Raw genomic sequence first — 18,515 nt, forward strand, 5'->3', positions numbered from 1 at the left:
AGCTCCTCACGGCAGTCGGTAGTGCTCGTCGAGTGCGGCGCCCGCCTCCGGGTGGGTCTCGTCGTAGCCGCGTGCGTCGCACTGGAGCCCGCCGACGACACAGTGGTCGACCAGCGCCTCGAGGGTGCGGTCGTCCCAGGCGTTGAAGAAGTCGTAGTGGAAGCTGTGCCCCGTCCCGCTGGAGAGCCGCACCCTGGACATGTCGCCGTTGACGGGGAAGGCCATCTTGAACTCGATCATCGGCAGGGCCACCGGGTGGTCGGCCGGGCACATGTTGTCGTTCGTGCCGGGCTTGACCACGGGGTAGGCCATGTGGCTCTTGTGGTCGGGAGTGTCGAGGTACTTGCCGTCCCAGCAACTGGGCGCCTGGAAGCGGATGTTGAGCTGGACGTCCGCGCGGCTGGGGCAGCTCGCGGGGAACTCGGTGTTGAAGTAGCTGTCGCCGCACTCCCAGCCCTCGACGAAGCCCGGGTGGTTGCGGAACTCGTCGGCGCTCTGCATCGGGCTTCCGACGACGAACCGCAGGCCCTTGGGGAAGGGCCGGACGCTGGTGTAGTCGGTGACCCCCGACTTGTAGTAGACGACCTGCGGGCCGACGGGCAGGATCTGCTGGTCGCCGTTGTACAGGGTGGGCATCCAGTAACCGGACAGGTCGCCGGGGGCCTTGCAGGTGGTGCCGCCGGCCGACAGCGACGCGGTGGTGCTGTTCGCGTCGGTCGTCGTGTTGCCCATGAAGGTGTGGTCGTGGGACTTGCCGGGCTGCTGCGGGTAGACGATCGGGTCGTCCGGCCTGGTGCGGGTGACCGAGCAGTTGGCCTGGAACTCGTGGAAGTACCGGTGCGGTGGGTCCTGGGTGGACGGCGTCACGCCGGTGACCGGCGGGTTCGCGAGGATGTAGCCGTCGCCGTCCGGGTCCTCCGGGGAGTTGGCCGTGGACGCGGCCATCGCATGCCCGGAGTGGGTGGCCGCGAACGACCGCGCGGCGGCGCTGTGCGGTGCGGGCGGCCCGGCGCTGACGGCGATGCCGCCGAGGCCGAGCGAGGTCAGCAGGAGCGCGCCGGTGATCAGCGTGGCTGACAGGCCTTTCGATCTCCGTGGCATGGAGACCTCCTCCTGAACGGTGGGGGTGGCAGAGGCCGTCGCCAGGCGTCCCCATGACGTGACGTCAGGCGGGCTGACGTGGGGGCGCCGGAGACGAGCGGGAGAGCGCTCTCCCGACCAGGAGTGTTGAGGGCATGTCATCTAGGTGTCAAGGGATCCGGCAGAAGGGGGCCCGGAAAGATTTCGGCTCCCGAAGGCTTGCCGAACGCTGGAAGTCATCAGTTAAATCAAGTCATGAACTAAGCGGGGTTCGCTCCGGCACGCCGGTCCGCCTCCTCGACCGGCCCGGCCGGCGGGCTCGTCCCGCCGGCCGGTGCCGTGCGCGGGTGGTCAGTCCTGTCCGGCGCGCGGCAGGACCTGGACCGTGTCGCCGACGGCACGCTCGCCGGTGGCGTCGGAGGTGGTGTTGACGAGGCTGCCGTCGACGGCCATGGCGGTGGAGCCGCCGCCGTCCAGGTTGAGGGCCTGTACGGCGCCGAGCGAGCGCATGAACCGGGCGGCTTCGGCGAGCGTGAAGCCCTCGCTGACACCGGGCTGCCGGCCGTCGACGGTCACGAGGAGCAGCCGCCCGCGACCGTCGACGCCGGCCAGGGTGCGCGGCTGGCGCACGTTGGACCAGGCGAACCCGAAGGAGAGGTCGAGCGGGTCGAGGGTGCCCTCGGTGGCGGCGTCGATGTGCACCCGGCCGTCCTCGACCAGGGTCGGGGCCGCGCTGACGATGCTGTCGTCGGGGCCGAGCCGGACCTGCCTGCCCGAGGTGTCCCGGACCGACTCCCGCAGCTCAAGCCGGCGACCCGGCGCGGCGTGTTCGGCGAGCCAGGCGGCTGAGGTCCCGGTGCCCTGGAGGACCGAGCCGCCGGCGGGCACGGAGCCGCCGCGGTCGCCCTGGGAGAGGACGACACCGTCCTGGTCGAGGACCACCTGGACACCCGGGCCGGTCGGCAGCGGTGCCCCGAACTCGGAGGTGAACCTCACCAGGTCGTCCGCGAGCGAGCAGGTGAGGTCCTGGCGGGGGAGTTCGGTGGGTACGGCGCCGGGGCGGCCGCAGTTGCGCACCTTGCCCGGGACCCGGTTGATGCCCTGCACCGCGTGGACGGCGGAGCCGGAACGGACGGTCACGGTGGTGGACAGGTCCGCGACCCGGACGTGCCGTCCGCCGTCGGCGAGGATCAGCGCGGCACGGGAACCCGCCGCCATGGACTGCAACTCGCCGCGCACCACGGACAGTCCGGCCGAGGTGCCCTGGACGCCGTCCGCGTCGGAGGTGACGAAGAATCCGCCGTTGACGCCGATCAGGGAGCCCAGCCGGGCGGCCACCGTCGAGGTCTTCTCGCGGTCGGCGGCGTTCCCGCCGTCGCTCACCTCGACCGTGCCGCGCAGCCGGGCCGGGTCGACGACGGCGACATGGACGCGTTCCGCGTCGGCGGGGCGGCGTCCGTCGTAGCCCGTCCACTCGACGGAGGTACGGAAACCGGCGGCCGCCATCGCCGAGTTCAGCGTCCCCGCCTCGGCCTGCGTGGCGTACTCGCCGGCCCTGACCTGCCAGCCCATCGTGCCGTGCGGCGTGTCGGTGTACCGGTCCCAGGTCACCCGTTCCAGTCGCGGTGCGAACCCGGCGGCCCGCAACTGCGCGGCGGTGGTGTCGGCCCACCCGCGGTCACCCAGCGGGGCCCAGGTGGCGGCACCCGTGAGGCGGTTGACGGCCGGAGCCTGCACGGTGACCGTCCACCCTCCGGCGGCCTGCGGGTCGGCGAGCACCCCGGTGCGGACCTCGACCCCGGGCGCCACGTACCGGGTGGTCCACGTGAGCGCATCCGTGGCGGCGGCTCCGGTCCGGGTGCTCGCGCCGGCCGGCGGAACGAACGCGACCAGGGCCAGCACGGTCCCCAGCACGAAACCCCGTCCCGCCCTCCGGCCCGCATCCCGTACCGCGTGCCCGAACGTCTCGGCTCTCACAGACATGCCTCTCCTGACGTACGACTCGACGTGTGCGGCGCCACCCCTCGTACCCGCACCGCCCCGCCATCCCAGGCCGACTCCAAGACCCCTGCGTGAAGCGGCGGACACCTGGTGGAAAAGCCTGTGCGACATCCGGCACGCCTCGAAGATATGGACGTCGAGTTCATTTCATGGTTATATGAACTCGTCGTTCATTTGTACGTGCCTGAGAAGGAGACCCCCATGAGCACCCCCACCACCGACCGTGTCGCACTGGTCACCGGAGGCTCGGGCGGCATCGGCCGCGTCGCCGCCGAGCGGCTCGCCGCCGACGGATTCGCGGTCGCCGTGCAGTACGCGGGAAACAAGGCCAGGGCCGAGGACACGGTGGCCGCGATCACCGCCGCCGGCGGCCGGGCCCTGGCAGTGGGCGGCGACGTCGCCGACGAGAGCGCGATGGACGCGGCCTTCGACGCCGTCGAGTCGGCCTTCGGCGGCATCGACGTGGTCGTGAACACCGCCGGGATCATGATCCTGTCCCCGGTCGCGACCTTCGACCTCGCCGACCTGGACCGGATGCACCGCACGAACATCCGCGGCACCTTCGTCGTCTCCCAGCAGGCGGCACGCAGGGTCCGTCCGGGTGGCGCGATCGTCAACGTCTCGACCTCGGTGGTCCGCACCCAGCTGCCGGGCTACGGCGCCTACGTCGCCAGCAAGGCCGCGGTCGAGGGCCTGACCCTCATCCTGGCCCGTGAGCTGCGCGGCCGGGACATCACCGTCAACGCCGTCGCGCCCGGCCCCACCGCCACACCGCTGTTCCTGGACGGCAAGGATGACGCCACCATCGCGAACTTCGCCAAGGCGACCCCGCTGGAGCGGCTCGGCACGCCCGAGGACATCGCCGAGGTCGTCTCGTTCCTGGCCGGTCCCGCGCGCTGGGTCAACGGACAGGTCCTCTACGCCAACGGCGGACTCGCCTGACCCCCCAGACGCACACGCCCCAGACGCACACCCCCCATACGCACCACCCAGCCCCTGCACTGTCAGCGCGGAAAGGAACCACGTCCATGTCCACCACCGGCAACGTCGTCGTCATCACCGGCGCCTCCAGCGGTTTCGGAGCGCTCACCGCCCGTGCGCTGGCGGACGCCGGCCACACCGTCTACGCCGGCATGCGCCAGACCGCCGGCCGCAACGCGCCCCAGGTCCGGGCCGCCGCCCACTATGCCGACGAGCACCACGTCGACCTGCGGTCCGTCGAGCTCGACGTGAACTCCCAGCTCTCCGTCGACACCGCCGTCGCACAGATCGAAGCCGAGCACGGCCGCGTCGACGTGCTGATCCACAACGCCGGGCACATGGTGACCGGGCCGGCCGAAGCCTTCACCCCCGACCAGCTCGCCGAGCTCTACAACGTGAACGTCCTGTCCACCCAGCGCGTCAACCGCGCCGTGCTGCCGGGCATGCGCCGGCGCCGGCGGGGACTGGTGCTCTGGGTGTCCAGCACCAGCGTCAAGGGCGGCACCCCGCCCTACCTCGCCCCCTACTTCGCGGCCAAGGCCGCCATGGACTCCCTCGCGGTGTCCTACGCCGGCGAACTCGCCCGCTGGGGCGTGGAGACCTCGATCGTCGTCCCCGGCTCGTTCACCAGCGGTACCAACCACTTCGCCCACTCCGGCCACCCCGAAGACACCGCCGTCGAGGCCGAGTACGAGAGCCGGTACCCCGGCCTGATGGACCAGATGGCGGCGAAGCTCGCCGCCCTCGCCCCCGAGGACGCGCCCGCGTCGCTCGTCTCCGCGGAGATCGCCCGCATCGTCGCCCTGCCGGCCGGAAAGCGCCCCTACCGCGTGCATGTCGACCCCGCCGACGACGGATCCGAGGAGGTCTCCGTGACCGCCGACCGTATCCGCCGTAGCTTCCTCACCCGCATCGGCCTCGCCGACCTGCTCACCGTCCAGAGCTGAGACACCCACCATGAGCATCAACGAAGTCCCCGCAGCCATCGAGACCTTCGTCGAGGCGACCAACCGCGGCGACGCCGAGGCGTTCGCCGCCGTGTTCACCCATGACGCCGAACTCGACGACTGGGGCCGCGAGTACCGCGGCCGCGACGGTGTGCGCGCCTGGGACCGGACCGACAACATCGGCGTCCAGGCACATCTCACGCTGGACGCGATCGAGCCCGGCGCGTCGTCCGACACCTATGTCGCGACCCTGACCGTGACCGGCAACGGCTACAACGGCACCGGCCCCATGACCTTCCGCCTGCGCGACGGGCTGATCGCGAGCCTGCGGATCGCTCCGTGACACCACGCGCCACCTGACATGGAAACCGGCCGGTCCCCGGCAACCGGGCAGGTGCGGGCTCCCCGTCGGCGACGGGGAGCCCGCACCATCCGCTCACGCCAGGGCGAACTTCTGGGCGCCGGAGCCGTTGCAGTCCCAGATCTGGAGGCGGGTGCCGTTCGCGGTGGCGCCCGAGGGCGAGTCGATGCACCGGCCGCTGGTCGGGTTGTACATCGAGCCGTCGGCGTTGACGACCCAGTTCTGGTACCCGCCGCCGTTGCAGGTGGCGAGTTGCAGCTTCGTGCCGGCCGCGCTGACGCCGCCCGCTATGTCCAGGCACCTGCCCAGCGTGCGGAGGGTCTGGCCGTTCCAGGTCCACTTCTGGTCGAGCGAGGTCGCCTGCTGGCAGTCCCACAGCTGGACCGCGGTGCCGTCGCCGCCGGTGTCGTCGCCGGCCACGTCCACGCACTTGCCGCCCGGACCGTAGATCGGAGTGCCGATGGCGAAGTTCTGGGCGCCGGAGCCGTTGCAGTCCCAGATCTGGAGGCGGGTGCCGTTCGCGGTGGCGCCCGAGGGCGAGTCGATGCACCGGCCGCTGGTCGGGTTCCGCAGCGAACCGTCGGTCTGCCGCACCCAGGACTGGTAGCCGCCGCTGTTGCACGTGGCGAGCTGCAGCTTGGTACCCGCGGCGCTGTTGCCGCCGGCGATGTCCAGGCACTTGCCGAGGGTCTGCAGGCTCTGGCCGCTCCAGGTCCAGTGCTGGTCCCTGGCCGCCGACTGGCAGTCCCACAGCTGGACCGCGGTGCCGTCGCCGCCGGTGTCGTCACCGGACACGTCCACGCACTTGCCGCCAGGACCGGTGATCGTCTGGCCGGTCACCGAACCGCCGCCACCGCTGCCGGGACCCTTGTTGTACACGGCCACCGAGTCGATCACCAGCTTGCCGCCGGAGACCGTGGCCGCGTTCGGGCCCCCGCCAAACGCGTCCGGGAATCCGCCGCCGATCGCCAGGTCGTAGATGATGAAGAAGGGGTGGTCGATCGCGTCGGACCAGGTCGTCGCGTCCACCTGGCTGGCGTTGACCGTGAAGAAGTTGTTCCCGTCCAGGTAGAACCGGATCTGCTCCGGCGACACCGAGCGGTCGATCTCCACCGCGTAGTCGTGGAAGCCGGTCTGGCAGCCCGCGCACGCGCGTTCACCCGAACTGATACCGGTCGACTCGTTGCACGGCCCGCCCGGGTTCACGCCGCAGTGGATGGTGCTGAAGTCGGAGCTGCGGCCGTTGATGTCCTCCATGACGTCGATCTCGCCGGACTTCGGCCAGACCACACCGTCGCGCAGCGGTGCGCCGAGCATCCAGAACGCCGGCCAGTAGCCCGCGCCGTTGGCGGTGGTGACGTTGGGCTGCTGCAGGACGGACTCGACGCGGACGACTCCGCCGGCCGGGGCGCCGAAGGAAGCCGACTGGGTCTCCACACGCCCCGAGGTCCATCCGCTGCGCGGGTCGGAACCGGAGTGCAGCGCCTGGAGCACCAGATGGCCCTGGCCGTCGTAGTAGACGTTCGAGGTGCTGCTGGTCATGGTCTCTATCTCACCGGTGCCGAAACTGCTGCCCGGCCCGGTGTCGTACTTCCACAGGCTCTGGTCGATGCCGGTGCCGGACGCGCCGTTGAAGTCGTCGCTCCAGGTGAGCGAGAAGCCCGCCGGCGTCGGGGGCACGGCCGCCTGGGCGGTGAGCGACGCGGTGAGGGTGGCCGCCACCGTCAGCGCGACGACGGGAATCAGGCCGAGCGTTCTTCTCCATCTGGCGCGCAGCGGTCTCGCAGGGCTCAATCGCATGTACCTGACCTCCGAGTGATCCGAATGAGGGGAATGACGGCAGCGAAACAGGGCGGACACCCGGCCCTACCCGAACTGCCAGAGGTGGTCGGCGGTGCCGTTGTCGTCGTACTGGACGACGTGTGCGCTGTTGGCGGTGGACATGAGGTCGACGCCGAGGACCTTGCCGGAGTTCTTGTTGCGGATGCGGTACCAGCCGTCGCCGTTGTCGATGAGTTGCCAGAGGTGGTCGGCGGTCCCGTTGTCGTCGAATTGGACGACGTGTGCGCTGTTGGCGGTGGACATGAGGTCGACGCCGAGGACCTTGCCGGAGTTCTTGTTGCGGATGCGGTACCAGCCGTCGCCGTTGTCGATGAGTTGCCAGAGGTGGTCGGCGGTCCCGTTGTCGTCGTACTGGACGACGTGCGCGCTGTTGGCGGTGGACATCAGGTCGACGCCCATGACCTTGCCGGAGTTCTTGTTGCGGACCAGGCGGTACACGGCGACCGGCTGCCACGGGTGGCCGGTCGGTGACGTGGTGGGGAATGCGGAGATCCGCAGCCGGGCGGCGCCCATCGGAATCAGCGGCACGGTCTCCACGGCAGCGGTGCTGCGGGCCGGCGAGTCCTGCACCGGGGAGACCACGTGCTGGTCGTCCGCCTGCCATTCGGCGATCCTCCGCGCGGGCGCGGTGATCCGGACGGGCGTCGTGTCACGGCTGAAGGGATCGTCGGGCAGCGGGCCGTCGCCGCGACTGAACGTCCAGGGCCCGTCGTCCGGCGCGAGTCCGTAGTTCCACGCGGTGGTGGCGTGCACCTCGTACTCGGGGAACTGGGAAGTGCCGCCGTACCGGACGTAGTTCTCGCCGATGTCCAGCGAGTACGTGAGCGGTCCGCGGTCGACCGCGGTGACTGCGTGGTTGCCGGGCCAGGTGCGCAGCACCGTCGACTGCGGGAAGCGCAGCGTGACGGTGTCGCCGTCGTTCCAGGTGCGCCGGACCACGGTCCAGGACGGGCCGGCCGACGCGGCGACGGCGGCGCCGGCCACGGTGACCTGCGGGGATCCGCACCAGCCGGGGATCCGCAGGTACAGCGGGAAGGCGAGCGGGTGCGGTGTGGAGACGGTCAGGGCGACCGTGTCGCCGAAGGGGTAGTCGGTGGTCTCGGTGACGGTCACCGCGGTGCCGTCGGCGACCTTCGCGGTGACCTGGCTCGGCGCGTACATCGCGGCCGCCAGCCCCCGGTCGGGGGTGGCGAGCCACAGCTCCTCGGTGAAGTAGGGCCAGCCCATGCCGTAGTTGTGCGGACAGCAGCGGTACTGGTCGACCCCCGGCATGAACGCCTGCATGGCGAAGCCGTTCTGGAACTGCCCCTGGGTCTTGGCGCTGTCGTCGAGGTCGACGCTGTTCGCGCCGGTGACGTAGTGGATGGCCTTTCCGGACGGATCGAGCGCCGCCGGCAGCGAGTTGAAGGCCAGGTCCTCGCAGCGGTCGGCCCACACCGCGTCGCCGGTGATCCGGGTCAGCAGCTGGTGACTGGCCATGAACTCGACGATGCCGCAGGTCTCGAAGCCCTGCCGGGGGTCGCCGAACCCGGGCCGCGCGTTCTCGTCGCCCGCGAATCCGCCGCCCGGGAACTGCCCGTAGGACGTCATCACCGACGTGTAGTTCCGGTACGCGGCCTGGGTCAGCGCGGCGGACGGCGAGCGCAGCGCGTACTGGGCGGGCTCGCGGAACCCCTGCGCGATGTTCACGTTGTGCAGCGAGGGCAGGTTGTCGACCCAGTTCGCGCCGTTGGCATGGATCTTGTCGGCGAGGTCCAGCAGGAACGTCTCGCCGGTGCGGTTGTAGAGCCAGAACACGCTGTCCAGCCCGTCACCCCAACGCACCGAGACCCAGCTCTGGTCGAACGCCGACGGGCCCTGCGCGTTCATGAAGCGGAAGAAGCCGGTGAGCAGGGGGACGATCCGGCTGTCGGCGCTGTACTCCTGCCAGTTGCGCAGGGCCCAGGTCAGCGGCAGGAAGGGCCAGAAGTCCGGGCCGCCGCCGAGGGAGGTGCGCAGGGCGGCGGGGCCGAACCAGCCGTCGGACCGGCGGGTCGCCACGATCGCGTCGATCCACTGGCGGACCGCGGCGAGCGCGGTGGCGTCCTGGGTCAGGATCGCCAGGTCCACGTACCCGCGCAGCCAGTACGGGACCTCCTCCCAGCCGGTGCGCTCGGGGTGCGCCCAGCCGCTGTCGGACATCACCAGGAAGTGCGAGATCGCGGCGTACTGGCCGCACAGACCGGCGAGTTGCTGCCGCAGCCGGGCATCGAGCCAGCCGCGTGCGGTGACCGCGCCGGGCGGCAGGCGCAGAAAGGCGGTGGGGGAGAGGGGCGCCGCGTTGGGGGCGTAGAGCCCGCCGGGGGCGGGCGCCGAGCGCGACGATGCCGAGGGGTGTGCGGTGCGCGTGCCGCGCGCCTGGGCGGGGCCGGCCACGGCGAGCGGGAGACCGCTCGCCCCGGCCACGGTGAGCGCGCCGGCGACGAAGTGTCTGCGGTTCAGGGGCATGGGGGAGCCTCCTGGCACGATCCGGACGTGCGGGGACCAGGGCCCGCGAGCAGATCACCGGGGCGCCTGGGGCATTTCAACGTTGGAAGGTAGAGACCAATCGGCATGACAGCACGGACCGGGGGCCGTGTCCATAGGGTGCGCAGCAGCCGGGGCGGTCCGCCGCCGTTCGGGCGGCGGCGGACCGCACTCCTCCTACGGATGGCGCGGGAGACTCGGCGCGGCGCGGGGAGGCGTTCGCCGGCTCCGGCCGGGCGTCAGGGCGCGCACCCGGCCGGGGTGGCCCGTGAGGCGTCGGAGATCAGCGCCTGCTGGGCCGTCCTGAGCCGCTGGACGTCGGGCTTGACGACCCTGCGGTCGTACGTCAGCAGGCCGTTGAGCTCACCCTCGACGTCCGAGATCTGGGTGTACACCGCGCCGTTGCCGCCCTGGCAGGCCAGCGCGTGGACCTCGGCGAGCTTGGCCAGGTAGTCGTCGGTGTAGGTCGCCGGGTCGACGTCGACGTACGACTGCTGCACCGACCAGGCGTGTCCCGGTACGGCCAGGCCGAGGCCGCCGTACTCGCCGCTGACCAGGGCACGCCGGCCGTCGGGGTGGGGCGGCAGGGCCGGACTGGGATATCCGTGCTCGTCCATGATGTCGCCGGTGCCGCCGTCCTCGCCGAGGTTGAGCCCGGACATGGAGTCGACCAGCCGGGTCGGGTCCCAGGACTTGGCCTGGTCGGCGATGCGGGCCATGTCGTACTGGCCCCAGCCCTCGTTGAAGGTGACCCACATGACGACCGACGGGCTGCTGTAGTGCTCGTCGATCATCTGCTTCATCTCGCGCTCGTACTCGGCGCGCGCCTGCGCGGACGGGTTCACTCCGGCGGTCATCGCGGGCATGTCCTGCCACACCAGCAGTCCGAGCCGGTCGGCCCAGTAGAACCACCGGTCGGGCTCGACCTTGATGTGCTTGCGCACCGCGTTGAAGCCCATGCTCTTGTGCATCCTCAGGTCGTAGGCGAGTGCCTCGTCCGTCGGGGCGGTGTACAGGCCGTCAGGCCAGAAGCCCTGGTCCAGGGTGGCCATCATGAAGACCGGTTTGCCGTTGAGGAGGGTGCGGGGGACGCCGTTCACCTTCTCGACCCCGACGGACCGCATCCCGAAGTAGCTGCCGACGCGGTCGGCTCCGACGCTCACCTTCAGGTCGTAGAGGTACGGGTCGTCGGGCGACCACAGCCGGGGGTCGTGCAGGCGCAGGGTCAGCGGTGTGCCGCTGCGGCCGGTGACCGTGGCCACCTTGCGCTTGCCCGCGTAGGCCGTCGCCGTGACCGGCAGGCCGTCGCGGACACCCTGCGGCTCGACGGTGAGTGTGCCGGCGTCGACGTCCGGGGTGAGCCTGAGGCGGTCGACGTGGTCGGCGGCCACCGGCTCCATCCACACCGTCTGCCAGATTCCGGAGGTCGGCGTGTACCAGATGCCGCTCGGGTCCAGGCGCTGCTTGCCGACCGGCGGGTTCTCGCCGTCGGCGGCGTCGGTGGGGTCGTAGACGCCGACGATCAGCTCCTGGGTGCGGCCGGGCTTCAGGGCGTCGGTGACGTCGGCGCTGAACTTGTCGTAACCGCCCTGGTGTTCGGCAACCCTGGTGCCGTTGACGTACACCTCTGCCCGCCAGTCGACCGCGCCGAAGTTCAGCTGCAGCCGCTTGCCGGAGCCGATCCTCCAGCCGGCCGGGACGGTGAAGGTACGCCGGTACCACATGCGGTCCTCGTGCCGTTCGAGCCCGGACAGCTGCGACTCCACGGGGTAGGGAACCAGGATCTTCTCGCCGAGCTTCCTGCCCACCGGCGGCTGCTCGCCCGCCGTGGCCGCGGCGAACTGCCAGGTGCCGTTGAGGTTCTGCCAGGAGCTGCGGGTGAGCTGGGGCCTCGGGTACTCCGGGTGGGCGTTGTCCGGGCCGACCTGGTCGGCCCACTTGGTGCGCAACTCGTACGTCGATCTGTTGGCACCGCTGCTCCAGAAGGAGCTGACAACGTTGCCATCCGTGCGGGCCAGGCCACCTTGTCCGTCGTAGCGCACGTCGGCGAGACCCGACGCGGTGCCGGTCCTGTTGCCGACGACGGGCTCCTTCAGCGTGATCAGCAGCTTGCGGGGGTCGGCGGGGTCCAGCCGGGCCTTCCCCAGCGGCCAGGCGGCGCCCCCGATCACGGCGTCGAGGTGCTCGCCGAGACCGGCCGGCGGCGCGCCGAGCGGCTGTGCGAACTCCAGGGCGAGGGTACGGCCGCTCGCCTGGACCTCGGTGGAGACGGCGCCGTCGTAGTCGAAGCCGTCGGGCAGCCGGAACGCGGACTGCGGTACGGCTGCCTTGGTGCCGCCGGGCGGGGTCCAGCGCAGGTGGAGGTTGGAGCCGCCGTAGTGCTCGAAGTACTCGACCTTGATGTCGTACGCCTTGTTCGCGGTCAACTCGACCGGCTGGCCGGTCTGTTCGATGTCCCAGTCGTCGACCCAGTGGTCGATGACCAGCCGGCCGTCCACCCACAGCCGGAAGCCGTTGTCGCCGATGATCGAGAAGGTGGTGGGGCCGGTCTTCGCCGGGACGATCTTCCCGGTCCAGCGGACGCTGACGTCGTCCGACTGGCCGGTGGCGAAGTTCAGGCGCGGCTCCAGGGTGTCGAAGTCGAGGTTCGGGTCGAACCCGGTGGCTTTGAGCTCGTGGAAGTCGAAGGCGCCGGGGGCGGACTGGGTGTAGTAGTCGCCCTTGAGGCCGTGGACTTCGACGGGATCGTCGGCCGCGGGGGCGGAGACGGAGGCCGCGGTGGCGGCGGGTGGCGCGGTGAGGCCGGCCAGGCCCAGTGCCGCGGCGAGCAGCAGGGTGAGGCGTTGCCCGAGGGGTCTGATGCGCACGAATCCTCCTTGGGTGAGGAAGGGTGGCGGCTCGTTGCTTCTGTCTGTACAACGTTGGAAGGAACGGCAGTTGGCATGAGAGCACGGCTCTCGGCCTGTGTCCAGGGACATGACAATCCCCGGTGGCGCGGGGCACTCATCGAAGCTGAGGAGATCCCTTGCGGGTCAGCCTGAGGGACGTGGCGGAACGCGCGGGCGTTTCGATCAAGACCGTGTCCAACGTGGTGAACAACTATCCGCACGTCACCCCGGCCATGCGCGCCCGGGTGCAGGCGGCGATCGACGAGCTGGGCTACCGGCCCAACCTGACGGCACGTCACCTGCGCAAGGGCCGGACGGGGATCATCGCGCTCGCCGTTCCCGAACTCGGCAACCCGTACTTCGCGGAGCTGGCCGGTGCGGTGATCGACGCGGCCGCGGAGCACGAGTTCACCGTCCTGCTCGACCACACGCGGGGCGAGCGCGAACAGGAGATCCTGGTCAGCCAGGGCTTCCGCGGCGGGGTGATCGACGGGCTGATCCTCAGCCCGCTGGCCCTGGAGGCCGAGGACCTGCGGGGGCGGCCGGACGACGTGCCGCTGGTGCTGCTCGGGGAGCGCGAGTACAGCCTGCCCTTCGACCACATCGCGATCGACAACGTGGCGGCGGCCCGGTGCGCGGTGCGTCATCTGCTGGGCCGCGGCCGGACCCGGATCGCCTACCTCGGCGTGCGCACCGACTCCGTGAACCGGCCCGCCCACCTGCGCCTCGACGGCTGGCGCGCGGAGCTGGCGGCGGCCGGGGTGCCGGCGCCGGACGGCCTGGTGGTGCCGGTCGGCGGCTGGGACCGGGACGACGGCGCGCGGGCGATGGCCGAACTGCTGGACTCCGGCGTGCGTCCGGACGCCGTCTTCGCCTTCAACGACCTGATCGCGATCGGCGCGATGCGGGTGCTGCACGAGCGGGGGCTGCGGGTGCCCTGGGACGTGGCCGTGGTGGGTTTCGACGACATCGCGGAGGGGTGCTTCGGCGCCGTCACCCTGACGACGGTGTCACCGGACAAGCAGGCCATCGCGAGGATGGCCGTCGCCTCGCTGCTGCGCAGCCTGGCGGGCCGCGCGGAGCCCGGCGGACGCGAACTGACCGCGGAATTCGAGCTGGTGGAGCGGGAGAGCACCTTGGGCCGACGGTGACGAGATTTCGGACGGAAGGCTTTACACGCCCCTTCCAACGATGTAAAAACCTCCCCTGAACGACGAGCACGCCGAGTTGACGCAAGAGCAAGCCTCCCCCGAGAGCGCTCTCAGCTCCGGGGCCGTGCCGTTTGGGGACCCCCATGAAGCCCACCGCACTTGCCCGTCGCACCTCCGCTCGCACACTCCTCGCCGCCGGCCTCGTGACGAGCCTCGCGCTCGCGGCCGGCTGCACCAAGTCCGAGGACGCCCCGGACCCGAAGCCCTCCGCCGCACAGCAGGACGCCGGCCAGGTGGTCGCCTCGCCCGGCACCGCCTCCGGCCCGACCTGCACCGTCGACGCCTACGGCGGCAGAAAACTCGACCTGAGGACCGCCACCGTCGGCTTCTCCCAGTCCGAGAAGGAGGCCAACCCCTTCCGGATCGCGGAGACCGCCTCCATCAGGGCCGAGGCCAGGGCGCAGGGCGTCAGACTCCTCACCGCCAACGCCCAGTCGCAGTTCTCCAAGCAGATCAGCGACGTCCAGGACCTCATCACCAGGGGCGCGAACCTGCTGGTCATCGCACCGCTCAACTCCGACGGCTGGGAGCCGGTGCTGCGCACCGCGGCCGCCAGGCTCATCCCGATCGTGACCATCGACCGCAAGATCAACGCGACGGCCTGCAAGGACTACGTGAGCTTCATCGGCTCCGACTTCACCGAGCAGGGCAGACGGGCCGCGGACCAGATGATCGCGGCGACCGGCGGCAAGGGCGAGATCGCCGTCCTCCTCGGCGCGGCCGGCAACAACGTGACCACCGAACGCACCGAGGGCTTCGAGGACCGTATCAAGGAGAAGGCGCCCGGCCTGAAGGTCGTGTTCCGTCAGACCGGTGAATTCGCCCGGGAGAAGGGCCAGTCGGTCACCGAGAACCTCATCCAGTCCAAGCCCGGCATCACCGGGATCTACGCCGAGAACGACGAGATGGGCCTCGGCGCCGTCAACGCCCTCAAGGGCGCGGGCAAGAAGCCCGGCGACGTCAAGATCGTCACCATCGACGGAACCCGCAACGCCGTACAGAGCATCGTGGACGGCTGGATCTACGCGGTCATCGAGTCGAACCCGCGCTTCGGACCGCTCGCCTTCCGGACCCTCGACACCTTCACCAAGGGCGGGAAGGTCGGGCAGGACATCGTTATCAAGGACAGCGCCTACGACAAGGGCAATGCCCGGTCGGACCTCGGCAAGGCCTACTGACGTGCTCTCGGTCACCCAGTTGTCCAAGAGCTTCCCCGGCGTGCGCGCGCTGTCCGGCGTGGACTTCACCGCGCGCGCCGGACACGTGCACGCGCTCGTCGGCGAGAACGGCGCCGGCAAGTCGACGCTCGTCAAGGTGCTCACCGGGGTGTACCGGCCCGACCGTGGCGAGGTGACGTACGACGGAGAACCCGCCCGCTTCACCACACCGCTGCAGGCCCAGCAGGCGGGCATCTCCACCATCTACCAGGAGGTCAACCTCGTCCCGCTGATGAGCGTGGCCCGCAACCTGTTCCTCGGCCGCGAACCGCTCGGCCGGCTGGGCCTGATCGACTTCCGGCGCATGCGCCGCGCGGCCGACGAGGCGCTGCGCGCACTCGGCATCCGGATCGACGTCGACCGGCCGCTGCGCGAACTCGGCGTCGGCGCGCAGCAGATGGTCGCACTCGCCCGCGCCGTCGCGGTGGACGCCCGCGTCGTCATCATGGACGAACCGACCTCCTCCCTCGAACCACGCGAGGTGCGGACCCTGTTCGAGGTGATCCGCATGCTGCGCGAGCGGGGTGTCGCGGTCGTCTACGTCAGCCACCGCATGGACGAGCTGTACGAACTCTGCGACACCATCACCGTCCTGCGCGACGGCCGCGTCGTGCACACCGGCCCGCTGGCCGAACTGGACCGGCTGCGGCTGGTGGCCATGATGCTCGGCCGGGAGATCGGCGAGGTGCGCGCGGACGGCATGACCAGGTTCTCCGGCGCGCACGGCACCGACGCCGAACCGGTGCTGAGCGCAACCGGGCTGACGGTCCGTCACCAGCTGCGGGACGTGTCGGTGTCGGTCCGTCCCGGCGAGGTCGTCGGCCTGGGCGGGCTGCTGGGCTCCGGCCGCAGCGAGACCGCGAAGGCCATCGCCGGGGCCCTGCCCACCGACACCGGCCGGGTCGTCGTGGCCGGCGTACCGGTACGGCCGGGCTCGACCGCCGCAGCCATCCGGGCCGGCATCAGCCTGCTGCCGGAGGACCGCAAGAGCGAGGGCATCCTGCCGGGTCTGTCGGTCCGCGAGAACATCGCGCTCGCCGCGCTGCCCGGGCTGTCCCGCTTCGGCCTCGTCGACGACGCCCGCGTCGACCGGATCGTGGAGACGTTCGTGAAGCGGCTCCGCATCAAGGCCGCGGGAGCGCACCAGAAGGCCGGCGAACTTTCCGGCGGCAACCAGCAGAAGGTCCTGCTGGCCCGCTGGCTCGCCCTGCACCCGAAGGTCCTGCTCCTGGACGAGCCGACCCGCGGCATCGACGTCGGCGCCAAGGCCGAGGTGCAGGCCCTCATCGACGAACTCGCCGACGACGGCCTCGCCGTACTGCTGATCTCCTCCGACACCGAGGAACTGATCGAGGGCAGCGACCGGGTGGTCGTCCTCAAGGACGGCGCCGTGGTCCGCGAACTGACCGGTGACGACGTCACCGAGGACGAACTGATGCGCGCCGTCGCCGCCGAACCCGTCGGAGGGAGCGATGACTGAACTCGCCCTGGCGCGCGGCACGTTGGACCGCGCCCGGCTGCTGCGCCTGCTGCAGGACTACGGCGTGTACACCGGCGTCCTGGCGCTGCTGCTGTTCAACTTCGCCTTCACCCCCCACTTCGCCTCCGCGGAGAACTTCCGCACCCAGGCGGTCCAGGTCGCCCCGGTCCTGATCGTCGCCCTGGGCATGGCCCTGACGATCGGCACCGAGGGCGTCGACCTGTCGGTGGGTTCGGTGATGGCACTGGCCACCTCCCTGCTCTCGCTCTACCTCGGCTACGGGCCCTGGACCGCCACGCTGATCGCGGTCCTCGCCGGTGCCGTGGTCGGCGTCGCCAACGGCACGCTGATCGCGATCGTGGGCGTCCAGCCCATCGTCGCGACCCTCGCCCTGATGGTCGGCGCCCGCGGGCTGGCCCTGGTCCTGCTGCCCCAGCTCAAGGACGTACGCGACCCGGGACTTGCGGCACTCGGCTCCGGTGACGTCCTCGGCGTGCCCTACCTGGCCCTCATCGCCGCGGCGCTCGCCGTGCTGGTCGCGTTCGTGATGCGCCGTACCACCTTCGGACGGCAGGTCCTGGCCGTCGGCGACAGCCGCCCGGCGGCCCGGCTCGCCGGACTCCCGGTCCGCCGGGTCCTGGTCGTGGTGTACGTCTGCTCCGGCGCCCTCGCCGCGATCGCCGGTGTGCTCGCCACCGCCCGCCTCGCCGCGAGCGACCCCACCTCCCTCGGCACCCTGATGGAACTGTCCGCCATCACCGCGGTGGTCGTCGGCGGCACCCCGCTCAGCGGCGGGCGGGTGCGCATCGGCGGCACCGCCGCGGGCGCCGTGCTCGTCCAGCTGCTCACCACCACCCTCATCAAGCACGATCTGCCGCCGTCGTGGACCCAGATCGCCCAGGCCGTGGTGATCGTCCTCGCCGTCTACGCGGCCCGGGAACGAGGCAGGCGATGACCACGCGGACCGAAGAGGCCGGAACGCCGGCCGACGCCATGAGCCGTGGGGGTGCCGGTTCCGGACGCGCGAACCGCGCCGAGCGGCTGAGCGGGCTCGCGCAGCAGCACGGCGCCCTGGTCACCCTCGTGACCGCCATGGCCGTGGCGTCGCTGAGCTTCGACACCTTCCTGACGGGCGACAACCTGGAGAACATGGCGCTGTCCTCGGCGTTCCTCGCCGTGGTCGCCCTCGGCACGACGTTCGTGATCACCACCGGCGGCATCGACCTGTCGGTGGGCTCGCTGTTCGCCCTCGGCGGTGTCCTGGCCGCCTGGGGCTCGCGGTACGGCACGGCGGTGGCGCTGCTGCTGCCGCTCGCCGTCTGCGGACTGATCGGCCTCGTCAACGGAGTGCTGATCGCACGGGTCCGGCTCGCGCCGTTCATCGTCACCCTGGCGGCGATGCTGGGCGCCCGGGGCATCCTGCTGGCCGTCACCGACGAGGGCTCGACGACGTATCTCGTCGACAAGGACTCCTTCTTCGCCACCCTCGGACAGGGTTCCCTGGTCGGCATCGGAGTGCCCGTGTGGATCACCGTGGCGCTGTTCGTGCTCGGCGCCGTCGTGCTGCGCCGGACGAGGTTCGGGCAGTACGTCTACGCGGTCGGCGGCAACGAGGACGCGGGAGCCCTGATGGGCACGCCGGTGGCCCGTACGAAGATCTCCGTGTACACGCTCTCGGGCCTGTGCGCCGGGCTCGCCGGCGCGCTCAACGCGGCGTGGCTGCTGTCCGGTGTGACGATCCTCGGCAGCGGCATGGAGCTGGAGGCCATCTCGGCCGTGGTCATCGGCGGCACCCTGCTCAGCGGCGGCTCCGGCTTCGTGAGCGGCTCCCTCGTCGGGGTGCTGCTGCTGAAGGTCATCCAGAACGTGATCAACCAGATCGGCTCGCTCGACTCGGCCTACCAGCAGGTCGTCAGCGGGGCGTTCCTGGCCGTGGTGGTGGTCGCCCAGACCTGGCTGGGCCGGAGACGGAGAGTGCTGTGAAACCTTCCTTGCCGAGAAC

Annotated in this window: 13 protein-coding genes; 8 read left to right on the forward strand and 5 right to left on the reverse strand. The window is 71.0% G+C overall.

All coding sequences use genetic code 11. The annotated features are described in order from the left end of the window. Positions 1-6 precede the first annotated feature (6 nt). On the reverse strand, positions 7-1,101 hold the full coding sequence (locus ACFZB3_RS08195) for a DUF1996 domain-containing protein (RefSeq protein WP_391371537.1): 1,095 nt from the start codon (positions 1,099-1,101) through the stop codon (positions 7-9). Positions 1,102-1,431: 330 nt separating this feature from the next. Then, a complete protein-coding gene (locus ACFZB3_RS08200; RefSeq protein ID WP_391371540.1) occupies positions 1,432-3,063 on the reverse strand; it encodes a phosphodiester glycosidase family protein in 1,632 nt (543 codons plus the stop codon). A 219-nt stretch (positions 3,064-3,282) separates the two neighbouring features. Between ACFZB3_RS08200 and ACFZB3_RS08205 the strand changes: the two genes are divergently transcribed. From ACFZB3_RS08205 to ACFZB3_RS08215, 3 genes are all read left to right on the forward strand, one after another. Then, positions 3,283-4,023: an SDR family oxidoreductase gene (locus ACFZB3_RS08205; protein ID WP_391371542.1), complete on the forward strand. Its 741-nt coding sequence runs from the start codon at positions 3,283-3,285 to the stop codon at positions 4,021-4,023. Between the two features lie 86 nt (positions 4,024-4,109). Further along, complete coding sequence (locus ACFZB3_RS08210; RefSeq protein ID WP_391371545.1) at positions 4,110-5,009, forward strand: SDR family NAD(P)-dependent oxidoreductase; 900 nt, start codon at positions 4,110-4,112, stop codon at positions 5,007-5,009. Between the two features lie 10 nt (positions 5,010-5,019). Further along, on the forward strand, positions 5,020-5,352 hold the full coding sequence (locus ACFZB3_RS08215; RefSeq protein WP_391371547.1) for a nuclear transport factor 2 family protein: 333 nt from the start codon (positions 5,020-5,022) through the stop codon (positions 5,350-5,352). Positions 5,353-5,445: 93 nt separating this feature from the next. On the opposite strand, the gene ACFZB3_RS08220 is transcribed toward ACFZB3_RS08215, so the two are convergent. The 3 genes from ACFZB3_RS08220 to ACFZB3_RS08230 all read right to left on the reverse strand — a co-directional run bounded on the left by ACFZB3_RS08220 (position 5,446) and on the right by ACFZB3_RS08230 (position 12,584). Beyond that, entirely contained in the window at positions 5,446-7,164 is a 1,719-nt protein-coding gene (locus ACFZB3_RS08220; RefSeq protein WP_391371550.1) for a ricin-type beta-trefoil lectin domain protein, read from the reverse strand. A 72-nt stretch (positions 7,165-7,236) separates the two neighbouring features. Beyond that, complete coding sequence (locus ACFZB3_RS08225; protein ID WP_391371553.1) at positions 7,237-9,699, reverse strand: RICIN domain-containing protein; 2,463 nt, start codon at positions 9,697-9,699, stop codon at positions 7,237-7,239. A 257-nt stretch (positions 9,700-9,956) separates the two neighbouring features. After that, positions 9,957-12,584, reverse strand: coding sequence for a PA14 domain-containing protein (locus ACFZB3_RS08230; protein WP_391371556.1), 2,628 nt, complete (start codon positions 12,582-12,584; stop codon positions 9,957-9,959). A gap of 158 nt (positions 12,585-12,742) precedes the next feature. Between ACFZB3_RS08230 and ACFZB3_RS08235 the strand changes: the two genes are divergently transcribed. The 5 genes from ACFZB3_RS08235 to ACFZB3_RS08255 all read left to right on the forward strand — a co-directional run bounded on the left by ACFZB3_RS08235 (position 12,743) and on the right by ACFZB3_RS08255 (position 18,496). Then, positions 12,743-13,756 (forward strand): substrate-binding domain-containing protein, encoded by a 1,014-nt coding sequence (locus ACFZB3_RS08235; RefSeq protein WP_391371559.1) that lies wholly within the window; start codon positions 12,743-12,745, stop codon positions 13,754-13,756. A 143-nt stretch (positions 13,757-13,899) separates the two neighbouring features. Continuing rightward, the gene (locus ACFZB3_RS08240) at positions 13,900-14,994 is read left to right on the forward strand and encodes a substrate-binding domain-containing protein (protein ID WP_391371562.1); all 1,095 of its coding nucleotides are present in this window, start codon (positions 13,900-13,902) and stop codon (positions 14,992-14,994) included. A gap of 1 nt (position 14,995) precedes the next feature. Next, positions 14,996-16,513 carry an ATP-binding cassette domain-containing protein gene (locus ACFZB3_RS08245; RefSeq protein ID WP_391371565.1) on the forward strand — a complete coding sequence of 506 codons (1,518 nt, stop codon included), beginning with the start codon at positions 14,996-14,998 and terminating at the stop codon, positions 16,511-16,513. Further along, the gene (locus tag ACFZB3_RS08250) at positions 16,506-17,468 is read left to right on the forward strand and encodes an ABC transporter permease (RefSeq protein ID WP_391371568.1); all 963 of its coding nucleotides are present in this window, start codon (positions 16,506-16,508) and stop codon (positions 17,466-17,468) included. Before ACFZB3_RS08245 ends, ACFZB3_RS08250 begins: the two co-directional genes overlap by 8 nt. 38 nt (positions 17,469-17,506) lie before the next feature. After that, complete coding sequence (locus ACFZB3_RS08255; RefSeq protein ID WP_391372070.1) at positions 17,507-18,496, forward strand: ABC transporter permease; 990 nt, start codon at positions 17,507-17,509, stop codon at positions 18,494-18,496. Positions 18,497-18,515: the final 19 nt, after the last annotated feature.

Source organism: Streptomyces sp. NPDC008092, from assembly GCF_042957285.1.
GTDB lineage: Bacteria > Actinomycetota > Actinomycetes > Streptomycetales > Streptomycetaceae > Streptomyces.

Excerpts from the sequence above, each read along its gene's own strand:
- ACFZB3_RS08195 (WP_391371537.1), bottom strand. The coding sequence starts at position 1,101 with ATGCCACGGAGATCGAAAGGCCTGTCAGCCACGCTGATCACCGGCGCG.
- ACFZB3_RS08200 (WP_391371540.1), bottom strand. The coding sequence starts at position 3,063 with ATGTCTGTGAGAGCCGAGACGTTCGGGCACGCGGTACGGGATGCGGGC.
- ACFZB3_RS08205 (WP_391371542.1), top strand. The coding sequence starts at position 3,283 with ATGAGCACCCCCACCACCGACCGTGTCGCACTGGTCACCGGAGGCTCG.
- ACFZB3_RS08210 (WP_391371545.1), top strand. The coding sequence starts at position 4,110 with ATGTCCACCACCGGCAACGTCGTCGTCATCACCGGCGCCTCCAGCGGT.
- ACFZB3_RS08215 (WP_391371547.1), top strand. The coding sequence starts at position 5,020 with ATGAGCATCAACGAAGTCCCCGCAGCCATCGAGACCTTCGTCGAGGCG.
- ACFZB3_RS08225 (WP_391371553.1), bottom strand. The coding sequence starts at position 9,699 with ATGCCCCTGAACCGCAGACACTTCGTCGCCGGCGCGCTCACCGTGGCC.
- ACFZB3_RS08240 (WP_391371562.1), top strand. The coding sequence starts at position 13,900 with ATGAAGCCCACCGCACTTGCCCGTCGCACCTCCGCTCGCACACTCCTC.
- ACFZB3_RS08250 (WP_391371568.1), top strand. The coding sequence starts at position 16,506 with ATGACTGAACTCGCCCTGGCGCGCGGCACGTTGGACCGCGCCCGGCTG.
- ACFZB3_RS08255 (WP_391372070.1), top strand. The coding sequence starts at position 17,507 with ATGAGCCGTGGGGGTGCCGGTTCCGGACGCGCGAACCGCGCCGAGCGG.